9 protein-coding genes, 2 tRNA genes and 1 pseudogene are annotated in these 9,323 nt (G+C 73.6%); 6 read left to right on the top strand and 6 right to left on the bottom strand.

The features are described from left to right. Window positions 1-201: pseudogene (locus H596_RS24130) on the top strand (IS110 family transposase); the annotation flags it as partial. Between the two features lie 322 nt (window positions 202-523). On the opposite strand, the gene H596_RS0109880 reads toward H596_RS24130, so the two are convergent. Continuing rightward, window positions 524-598 (bottom strand) — tRNA-Asn (locus tag H596_RS0109880). Window positions 599-747: 149 nt separating this feature from the next. Further along, a tRNA-Cys gene (locus tag H596_RS0109875) sits at window positions 748-821 on the bottom strand. A 107-nt stretch (window positions 822-928) separates the two neighbouring features. Here H596_RS0109875 and H596_RS0109870 point away from each other — a divergent pair. Further along, complete coding sequence (locus H596_RS0109870) at window positions 929-1,627, top strand: protein-L-isoaspartate O-methyltransferase family protein (protein ID WP_051212746.1); 699 nt, start codon at window positions 929-931, stop codon at window positions 1,625-1,627. A gap of 18 nt (window positions 1,628-1,645) precedes the next feature. On the opposite strand, the gene H596_RS0109865 is transcribed toward H596_RS0109870, so the two are convergent. Next, window positions 1,646-2,503 carry an isocitrate lyase/PEP mutase family protein gene (locus H596_RS0109865; RefSeq protein WP_027284753.1) on the bottom strand — a complete coding sequence of 286 codons (858 nt, stop codon included), beginning with the start codon at window positions 2,501-2,503 and terminating at the stop codon, window positions 1,646-1,648. 70 nt (window positions 2,504-2,573) lie between these two features. Between H596_RS0109865 and H596_RS0109860 the strand changes: the two genes are divergently transcribed. From H596_RS0109860 to phnE, 4 genes are all read left to right on the top strand, one after another. Beyond that, on the top strand, window positions 2,574-3,677 hold the full coding sequence (locus H596_RS0109860) for an alpha-hydroxy acid oxidase (RefSeq protein WP_051212744.1): 1,104 nt from the start codon (window positions 2,574-2,576) through the stop codon (window positions 3,675-3,677). A gap of 290 nt (window positions 3,678-3,967) precedes the next feature. Next, on the top strand, window positions 3,968-4,834 hold the full coding sequence (locus H596_RS0109855; RefSeq protein ID WP_027284751.1) for a PhnD/SsuA/transferrin family substrate-binding protein: 867 nt from the start codon (window positions 3,968-3,970) through the stop codon (window positions 4,832-4,834). Next, window positions 4,831-5,616, top strand: a complete 786-nt coding sequence (locus H596_RS20960) for a phosphonate ABC transporter ATP-binding protein (protein WP_051212742.1) — start codon at window positions 4,831-4,833, stop codon at window positions 5,614-5,616. Before H596_RS0109855 ends, H596_RS20960 begins: the two co-directional genes overlap by 4 nt. After that, a complete protein-coding gene (gene phnE, locus H596_RS0109845) occupies window positions 5,609-6,400 on the top strand; it encodes a phosphonate ABC transporter, permease protein PhnE (protein WP_027284750.1) in 792 nt (263 codons plus the stop codon). Before H596_RS20960 ends, phnE begins: the two co-directional genes overlap by 8 nt. 27 nt (window positions 6,401-6,427) lie before the next feature. Here the strand turns inward: phnE and H596_RS0109840 are convergent, their stop codons facing one another. Genes H596_RS0109840 through kdsA form a run of 3 tightly spaced genes read right to left on the bottom strand, consistent with a single transcriptional unit; the run spans window position 6,428 to window position 9,232 of the window. Next, on the bottom strand, window positions 6,428-7,396 hold the full coding sequence (locus H596_RS0109840; protein ID WP_027284749.1) for a bile acid:sodium symporter: 969 nt from the start codon (window positions 7,394-7,396) through the stop codon (window positions 6,428-6,430). Then, entirely contained in the window at window positions 7,393-8,385 is a 993-nt protein-coding gene (locus H596_RS0109835; protein WP_027284748.1) for a KpsF/GutQ family sugar-phosphate isomerase, read from the bottom strand. The genes H596_RS0109840 and H596_RS0109835 overlap by 4 nt, the downstream gene beginning before the upstream one ends. Next, a complete protein-coding gene (gene kdsA, locus H596_RS0109830; RefSeq protein WP_051212740.1) occupies window positions 8,378-9,232 on the bottom strand; it encodes a 3-deoxy-8-phosphooctulonate synthase in 855 nt (284 codons plus the stop codon). Before kdsA ends, H596_RS0109835 begins: the two co-directional genes overlap by 8 nt. Between the last annotated feature and the right edge of the window lie 91 nt (window positions 9,233-9,323).

Here is a 9,323-nt window from a genome sequence, read left to right as displayed (position 1 = left end):
GGCTCAAGACCACCCTCGTCCAGTGCGCCTGGGCCGCCACCCGCAAGAAGGACAGCTATCTCCGCGCCCAGTTCCACCATCTGCGACAGCGCCGCGGACCGAAAAAAGCCATCTGCGCCGTCGCCGCCTCCATCCTCACCGCCGTCTGGCACATGCTCCAAAACGGAACCTTCTGGCACGATCTCGGACCAAATCACTTCCACCAACGCTCGCCAGAACAGCAGGCACGTCACCTCGCCGCCCAAATCATAAAGCTCGGCTTCAAGTGCTCCCTCGAACCACAAGCCGAGGGAGTTTCTGTCTAGGCGGCCGGGCGGTGTGGGATGCGGGCGAAATCCAGGCCCGCGCCCGACGCGATGCCAGGCGGATCGGCACCGGCTCGACAGTCCGTCCCGACCCGACCCGCTCCGCGTGAGGCCGTCTCACCTCCGGCCGCCGATAGAGAAAGCAGCTACGCGGAAATGGGGGTAGCCTTGAGGGTGGGACGCCAGTCGCACAAAAAGTGCAACGATTTCAGTGTGAATGGCTCCGGCGGTTGGATTCGAACCAACGACCAACGGATTAACAGTCCGCTGCGCTACCGCTGCGCCACGCCGGATCGCCTCACGCGGGGCCTGTAGCAGAGGCTTCCCGGCAGCGCAACGGAGGCCCCGACAGGCCAGGCTCGCGCCGCGCCGGGCCCTTCGCCCAAACCCGAACACCCCGCGCGAAGCAGGCCGGGCACGCCGTCATGCGAGAGGAGGAAGCTGGAGGTCCGAGGCGGAATCGAACCGCCGTAGAGGGTTTTGCAGACCCTTGCCTGACCACTCGGCCATCGGACCAGCCGCATGCTCTATCGGGCGGCGGGGCGCGCGGGTCAAGGCGCGGCTCGGCTTTCCCGCCATGCGCGCGCGGCCTATAACCGGGGCCGAGGACAGGCAGGACACCGATGATCGCAGCGCAGAGCGTCGCGGCGCAGCCCATGGCGGCCGAGGATTCCGAGACCGCCCGCCGCATGATGGTGGACGGGCAGGTGACGCCCACCGGCGTGAGCGACCCGCTGCTGATCGCCGCGATGCGCGATGTTCCGCGCGAGCGTTTCGTGCCCCCCGCGCTGCGCCACCGCGCCTATGCGGATGCGCCGCTGCCGCTCGCCCCCGGGCGCGCCATGCTCATTCCCATGGTGCAGGCGCGGCTGATCCAGGCGCTGGCCCCGCAACCGGGCGACCGCGCGCTGGTGCTCGCCTCCGGCGCGGGCTACGCGGCGGCGATCCTCGCGCGCATGGGGCTGCTCGTCACCGGCGTCGAGCAGGAGGAGGGGCTGCTCTCCCTCGCCCGCCAGGGCTGCGATCTCGCGCTGCGGGAGAATCGGCCGGAGTTCCTGCCGGGCGACCCGAGCCAGGGCCACGCGCCGGGCGCGCCCTATCGCGTGATCCTCATCGAGGGCGCGGTGGCGCGGATTCCCCGCCCCGTGCGCGACCAGATGGCCGAGGGCGGCCGCCTCGCCTGCCTGCGGGTGAAGGAGGGGCGGCTGTGCGAGGCGCTGCTGCTGCGCCGGGCGGGCGGCGGAGTGGGCGAGACGGCGCTGTTCGAAACCCAGGCCGACCCCCTGCCCGGCTTCGCCCCGCCGCGCGGCTTCGCCTTCTGATTCGCCCGGCCTGAAGCCCTATTCCAGGAAGCGGGCGGCCGCCTCGCTCAGCGCGGCCTCGCGCGTCCAGCGCGCCATGGCGCCCTTGGGCGGCAAGCTCGGCAGATCGGCCGGCTTCACGCCCTCGCGCAGCGCCTTGAGCGTGGCGTGGATGGCCTGCGCGGCCGCCTGGCTCGGCGCATGGCCCTGCAGGGCGATGCGCACGCCGCGGCTCGCGAGATAGGCGCGGTCGCTGATCTCCTCGGTCAGGGTGCCGAGCACCAGCGGCAGCCGCGCCGCCTCCGCCGCCGCATCCAACTCGGCGCGGGTGCGCACCCCGGTGAGGAAGATCCCGTCCACCCCCGTCGCGTTGTAGGCCCGGATGCGCGCGAGCGCGTCCTCGAGCCCGGTGATGCCCATCGCGCCCGTGCGGGCGAAGATGGCGAGCCCCGGGTCCATGCGCGCCGCCACCGCCGCGCGCATCTTGCCCACCCCCTCCTCCAGCGGAACAAGGCGCGGCGCGCCCGCGCCGAAGGGGCGGGGCAGCTCCGTGTCCTCGATCGACAGGGCGGCGATGCCGGCCTGCTCCATCTCCTCCACCGTGCGCATCACGTTCAGCGCATTGCCGTAGCCGTGGTCCGCGTCCACCACCACGGGCAGTTCCGCCGCGCGGGTGATGCGCCGGCACTGCTCGGCGAACTCGCTCAGCGTGATGAGGATGAGGTCGGGCGCGCCGAGGATGGCGAGAGAGGCGGTGCTGCCCGCGAACATGCCGAGCTCGAAGCCCAGCTCCTCGGCGATGCGCGCCGAGAGCGGATCGTGCACCGAGGCGGGGTGGACGCATAGGCCCCCCTCCAGCACCGCCCGCGCCTTCTCGCGCCGCTGCCTGTAGCGCATCGCATGCCTCCCTGCCTTGCCCGGCCATCATGCCGCGCCTAGCGTCGGCGCGGAACGGGAGGGGGCGCGCATGAGCGACAGGCTGAACGCGAACGAGCTGGAGGGCGGCAAATACCTCTGCCTGCACGAGTTCGTGAAGGCGGCGAAGCTCAAGCTCAACGCCAATATCTGGGACTATCTGGTGGGCGGGACGGAGACGGAGACCACGCTGGCGCGCAACCGCCTCGCCATCGACACGGTGGCGCTGCGGCCCCGGGTGCTGAACGACGTCTCGAAGGTGGACCCGAGCGTGGAGTTCTTCGGCCACCGCATCCGGCTGCCGGTGTTCCTCGCCCCGGTCGGCTCCCTCGAATCCTTCGAGCCGGGCGGAGGCGCCTCGGTGGCGCGGGGGGCGGGCGCCTTCGGCGTGCCCTTCATGCTGAGCAGCGTGACGCAGCCCGGGCTGGAGGCGGCGGCCCAGGCGGCCTCCGGCCCGCGCGTGTTCCAGCTCTACGTGCGCGGCGGCGACGCCTTCGTGGACGAGCACGCGCGGCGCGCCATGGACGCCGGCTACGACGCCTTCTGCATGACGGTGGACACGGCCCACTACTCGCGCCGCGAGCGCGACATCGCCAAGCGCTTCGTCAAGACCTGGCGCGCGGCGAACACGGGGATGGATCACCAGGCCGCGCTCTCCTGGCGCGAGGTCGCGCGCTTCAAGGAGAAGCACCCAATCCCGCTCATCCTCAAGGGCATCGGCACGGCCGAGGACGCGGCGATCGCCGTCGAGCACGGGGTGGAGGTGATCTACGTCTCCAACCATGGCGGGCGGCAGCTCGACGGCGGACGCGGCGCGCTGGACGTGCTGCCCGAGGTGGTGGAGGCCGTGGCCGGTCGCGCGAAGATCATGGTGGATGGCGGCTTCTCGCGCGGGACGGACATCGTGAAGGCCATCGCGCTCGGCGCGGACTGGGTGGGGCTCGGGCGGCTCTACCTCTACGGGCTGGCCGCGGAGGGCGCCGCGGGCGTGACGCGCCTGCTCGAAATCCTGGAGGACGAGTGCGTCAAGGCGCTCGGCCTGACGGGCGTGACCGGCTTCGGCGAGCTGACGCGCGGGCATGTGCATCGCGGCGCGCCGCCGGTGCTGTGGCCGCATGTGCACAGCGCCTTTCCGCTGCTGCGCGAGGGGTATTGAGAGGGCGGCGGCGTGCCGAAGCGAGGGCATGCCAGGGCCCGCGCCGCCTTCTCGCGGGTCGAAGCAGGCGGCCGCTGGTATGTACGGGCGGCATGACATGCCGACCGTATCGCGCGCAGGGTTGGTGTGGCGGCTGCGCGCCAAAACAAAGGCATGCCAGCGGCCGCACCGGCTCCTCAGGGGTCGACATCAGCGGCCGCTGGTATGACACGGTATCGTCATCCAGCTTCCGCCGATGCGTTACCGACGGCCGATAAGCTGATGGGCGGATTCGGAAACGGGACGCCCAGATGCACCGCCGCGCCGCCCTCGCCGCCGCCCTCGCCGCCCTGCCGCTCGCCGGGGCGGCGGCCCAGCCCCGGAGCGTCTCGCTCGCCATCACCGATGTGCCCGGGCTCGAGGAGCTGCAGCGCGATTTCGGCCCCTTCCGGGAGGCGTTCCAGCGCCTGTCGGGCATGGAGCTGCGCTTCTTCCCCGTAAACAGCCGCACCGCCGCGGTCGAGGCGCTGAACGCCCGCCGCGTGGACTTCGTGCTCACGGGGCCCTCCGAATACGTCGTCTTCCGCCAGCGCACCAACGCGGTGCCCGTGGTCACCTTCCAGCGACCCGACTACTTCTCGAACATCGTCGTGCTCGCGCGCAGCGAGTTCCAGACGCCGGCCGACCTGCGCGGCCGGCGCGTGGCCTTCGGCGATGCGGGCTCGACCAGCCGCCATCTCGGCCCCATGCAGGTGCTGGCCGACCACGGCCTCGATCCGCGCCGCGACGTCCAGCCGATGCACGTCTCGCGGAACCTGGCCATCGAGGCGCTGCGCCGCGGCGATGTCGCGGCCATCGGCGTGAACCACACCGACGTGCAGCAGCTCCGCCAGCGCTTCCCCGACCTGCCGCTGCGCGTCATCGCGCGCGGCCGGGATCTGCCCGATGACGTGATGGTGGCCGGGGCGCATGTGCCGGCGGCCACCATCGAGGCGGTGCGCCGCGTCTTCGTGGACAACTCGGCCGAGATGTGGCGGGCGCTGACCGCGACGGAGAGCAACCAGAAATACGTCGGCGGCGTCTTCCTGCCCACCCCGCGCGACGCCGACTACAACTACGTGCGCGCCATGTACCGCACCATCGGCCAGCCGCAATTCGCCGACTTCGTCGGGAATTGAGCGCGACGCTGACCCTCGCGGCGCCGCTGGCCGCGCCGCCGCCAGGCCCCGACGACCTCCGCATCGAGGGGCTGGTGAAACGCTTCGGCGCGACGGAGGTGCTGCGCGGCGTGCGGCTGCGCGTGCCGCGCGGGCAGCTCTGCGCGCTGATCGGGGCGAACGGCGCGGGCAAATCCACCCTGCTGCGCTGCCTGCTGCGCCTCGTCGAACCCGATGCCGGCGCCATCGAGGTGCTGGGCGAGGACGCGCGGCGGCTGCGCGGGCGGGCGCTGCGGCGGCTGCGCGCGCGGGTCGGCTTCGTCTTCCAGCGCCACAACCTGGTGCCGCGCCTGTCGGCGCTCTCCAACGTCACGCATGGGGCCATCGCGCGGGCCGGCGCGCTGGCCTGGCACCAGGCGCTGGCCCCGCGCGCGCTGCGCGCCGAGGCGATGCGCTGCCTGGAGGAGGTGGGCCTCGCCCCGCTCGCGCTGCGGCGCGCGGAGGCGCTCTCCGGCGGGCAGTCGCAGCGCGTGGCGATCGCGCGCGCGCTGATGCAGCGTCCCGAGATGATCCTGGCCGATGAGCCGGTGGCCTCCCTCGACCCCGCGGCCGGGCGCGAGGTGATGGGGCTGCTCGCGGGCCTGGCCCGCCAGCGCGGCATCACCGTGCTGTTCTCCACCCACCACATGGAGCACGCGACGGCCTTCGCCGACCGCATCGTCGCGCTGCGCGGCGGGGCGGTGGCCTTCGACTGCCCGGCGGCGGCGGCCTCGCCCGCGGCGCTGGAGCGCGTCTTTGCCTGAGCGCACCGCCCCGCCCCGGCTGGAACGGCCCTCGCCCCTCTCCTTCGCGCTGCTGGTGGGGGCGGCGGCGCTCGTGCTCTCCTCCTTCCAGGGGGCGGGCTTCTCGCTGGCGGAGCTCTGGGCCGGGCTGCCGCAGATGGCGCGCATCCTGGGCGAGATGCTGCCGCCGGCGCATGACCGCTGGGACCGGGTGCTGGCCTCGCTGCTCGAGACCTTCCACATGGCGCTGGCGGGCACGCTGCTCGGGGTTCTGTTCTCGCTGCCGCTGGCGGTGCTGGCCTGCCGCGCGCTGAACCCCTCCTGGCCGCTGCGCGCGGCGGCGCGGGCGCTCATCGCGCTGTTCCGGACCGTGCCTGACCTGGTCTGGGCGCTGATCTTCGTGGTGGCGGTCGGCCTCGGGCCCTTCGCGGGAACCCTGGCGCTGATGGTGGACACCATGGGCTACGCCGCCCGCTTCTTCGCCGAGGCGATGGAGGAGCAGGACAAGGGCCCGCAGGAGGCGCTGGCGGCGGCCGGGGCGCCGCGCTCGGGGCTGCTGATGGCCGCCGTGCTGCCGGCCGCCCTGCCCTCCATGGTGGCGACCAGCCTGTTCTGCCTCGAGAAGGCGACGCGCGGCGGCGTGGTGCTGGGCCTTGTCGGCGCGGGCGGCATGGGCATGGAGCTGAAGGTCGCGATGGACCTCTTCAACTATGCCGAGGCCGCGGCCTCGATCCTCGCGATCCTGCTGCTGGTGGTGGCGGTGGAGCAGGCCTCGGCCGCGCTGCGGCGGCGGATCATCGGCTGAGACGGTCGGCAGGCGCCGCCGCCCCCCTCACCGCGCCGCCGGCAGCAGCCGCGGCGCGAGCCTCAGGTAGACCAGCATCCCCAGCAGCTCCACCAGCGACTGCAGCACGATCACCAGCGCCGCCACCGCCCATTCCGCCGGCAGCGCCAGCGCGAGCGGCAGAACCACGAAGGAGTTGCGCGTGCCGAGGCTGAACAGCACCGTCCGCCCCGAGCCCGCCTCGAGCCGCAGCCCCCGCGTCAGCCCGAGGGCGAGGCCCAGCGCGCCCAGCAGGAACAGCACGAACACCCCCGCCACCGCGACGAGCCCCGCGAGCGCCCCCGCCAGCACCCCGCCCTGGCCGAGCGCGATGAGGAAGACCACCACCGCCAGCAGCGGCACCGGCGCCGCGCCCATGGCGCGCACCACGCCCGCGCCCCCGGGGCTGCGCTCCGCCCAGCGCTCCAGCAGCCAGGCGAGGGCGAGCGGCGCGGCGATCAGCAGGCCGAAGACGGCGAGCAGCCGCCCCGCCGGCAAGGCCCCGAGCTCGCCCGAGCCGAGAAAGGGCCAGAGATAGGCCGGCAGCAGCAGCATCTGCAGCAGCAGCAGCACCGGCGCCGCCGCGATCAGCCCCGCCGTATTCCCGCGCGCGAGATGGGTGAAGGTGATGGACCAGTCCGTGCAGGGCAGCAGCAGCACCAGCAGCACGCCGAGGCGGATGGCGGGATCGGCCGGCACGAGCGGCCAGAGCGCGGCCACCAGCAGCGGCACGAGCAGGAAGTTGCCGATCAGCAGCGCCGCGAGCAGCCGCGCATCCCGCGCCGCCTGGGCGATATGGGTCAGCGGCACCTGGGTGAAGGTGGCGAGCAGCAGCAGCGCCAGCACGGGCCAGAGCAGCGCCTCCGCCGCGCCCGCGAGCCCCGGGGCCACCGCCCCCGCGAGCAGCCCGCACAGCGTGGCGGCGAGATAGAGCCAGACCTGGCCGCGCTCCAGCGCCGCGCGATCGGGCCAGGTCACGCCACGCCGGCGCGCAGCAGGTCGTGCAGGTGGAGGATGCCGATGGGCCGCCCCTCCTCCACGACGAAGAGGCTCGTGATCTTGCGCTCGTTCAGCTCGGCCAGCAGGTCGGCCGCCCAGGCGTCGGGCGCGGCGGTGTGCGGGGCGCGCGTCATCGCCGCCTCCACCGGGCTGTCGAGGCCGAGCGCGCGCTGGAAGGCCCGGCGCAGATCGCCATCCGTCAGCAGCCCCGCGAGCCGCCCCTGCCCGTCCAGCACCCCGGTCACGCCGAAGCGGCCGCGCGTCATCTCCACGATGGCCTGCTGCAGCGTCGCGCCGAGCGGCACGAGCGGCAGCTCCGCCCCGCCATGCATCAGGTCGCGCGCGCGCTTGAGCCGCGCGCCGAGCTTGCCGCCCGGGTGGAAGTCCCGGAAGCGTTCGGGCGAGAAGCCGCGCGCCTCCAGCAGGCACATCGCCAGCGCATCGCCGGCGGCGAGCTGCATGGTGGTGCTGGTGGTGGGCGCGAGCCCGTTCGGGCAGGCCTCGGGCATGCGCGGCAGCGCGATGCAGGGATCGGCCGCCCGGCCGAGCGTGCTCTCGGGCCGCGAGGTGAGCGCGATCAGCGGCACCCGGAAGCGGTGCGCATAGGCGATGATGTCGGCCAGCTCCGGCGCCTCGCCCGACCAGGAGAGGGCGAGCACCGCATCCTCCGGCCCGATCATGCCGAGATCGCCATGGCTCGCCTCGGCCGGATGGACGAAATGCGCAGGGGTGCCGGTGGAGGCGAGGGTGGCCGCGATCTTGCGCCCCACATGCCCCGATTTGCCCATGCCGGTGACGATGACCCGCCCTGGCCGGTCGAGGATGAGGGCCGCGGCGCGCAGCATCGCCTCGCCGAGCGGCCCCTCCAGCGCGGCGGCGAGGGCGCGCAGCCCCTCCGCCTCCAGCGCCACGGTGCGCGCAAGCGTGGCGCGCCGGGCCGCGAGCCCCGCCTCCGCCGCCTCAGCCATCGAAGCCCTTCACCAGCGCGTCGATCGCCTGCAGCCGGGCGAGCAGCGCCTCGAAATCGCGCAGCGGCACCATGTTCGGCCCGTCCGAGGGCGCGCGGTCGGGGTCGGGGTGGGTCTCGATGAAGAGGCCCGCAACCCCCACGGCCACCGCCGCGCGCGCCAGCGTCTCCACGAACTCCCGCTGCCCGCCCGAGGCCGCGCCCTGCCCGCCCGGCTGCTGCACCGAGTGGGTGGCGTCGAAGATCACGGGCAGCCCCGTCTCGCGCGCCATGATGGGCAGGGCGCGCATGTCGGAAACCAGCGTGTTGTAGCCGAAGGAGGCGCCGCGCTCGGTCAGCAGCACGCGGGGGTTGCCGGCCTCGGTGATCTTGGCCGCCACATGCTTCATGTCCCAGGGCGCCAGGAACTGCCCCTTCTTGACGTTCACCGCCCGGCCCGTGGCGGCGGCGGCGAGCAGAAGGTCGGTCTGGCGGCAGAGGAAGGCCGGGATTTGCAGCACGTCCACCGCCTCGGCCACGGGGGCGCATTGCGCGGCCTCGTGCACGTCGGTCAGCACGGGCAGGCCGAGGCTCTCGCGGATCTCGGCGAAGACCGGCAGGGCGGCGGCGAGCCCCATGCCGCGCGCCGCGCGCCCCGAGGTGCGGTTCGCCTTGTCGAAGCTCGTCTTGTAGATCAGCCCGACGCCGCGCCGGGCCGCGATCTCCTTGAGCGCCGCGGCCGTCTCCAGCGCATGGGCGCGGGATTCCATCTGGCAGGGGCCGGCGATCAGCGCGATGGGCAGCCGGTTGGAAAAGCGGACAGCGCCGCCCGCGCCCTCCACCGTCACGGTGGCCTGGTTGTGCTCCATGCCGGCCGGCCTAACCGCTTTGCCCGCCCGCCACAAGCGGCGCGGCGGCACCCCTGCCCCGCCGGGCCGGGCTTGCCCGGGGCGCGGATTC

The sequence above is a fragment of the Rubritepida flocculans DSM 14296 genome, assembly GCF_000425365.1.
Classification (GTDB): Bacteria; Pseudomonadota; Alphaproteobacteria; order Acetobacterales; family Acetobacteraceae; genus Roseococcus; species Roseococcus flocculans.
This window is presented reverse-complemented; position numbering and strand designations above follow the sequence as displayed.

Coding starts and splice junctions, on each gene's coding strand:
- H596_RS0109870 (WP_051212746.1), top strand. CDS start 929: ATGATCGCAGCGCAGAGCGTCGCGGCGCAGCCCATGGCGGCCGAGGAT.
- H596_RS0109865 (WP_027284753.1), bottom strand. CDS start 2,503: ATGCGCTACAGGCAGCGGCGCGAGAAGGCGCGGGCGGTGCTGGAGGGG.
- H596_RS0109860 (WP_051212744.1), top strand. CDS start 2,574: ATGAGCGACAGGCTGAACGCGAACGAGCTGGAGGGCGGCAAATACCTC.
- H596_RS0109855 (WP_027284751.1), top strand. CDS start 3,968: ATGCACCGCCGCGCCGCCCTCGCCGCCGCCCTCGCCGCCCTGCCGCTC.
- H596_RS0109835 (WP_027284748.1), bottom strand. CDS start 8,385: ATGGCTGAGGCGGCGGAGGCGGGGCTCGCGGCCCGGCGCGCCACGCTT.
- kdsA (WP_051212740.1), bottom strand. CDS start 9,232: ATGGAGCACAACCAGGCCACCGTGACGGTGGAGGGCGCGGGCGGCGCT.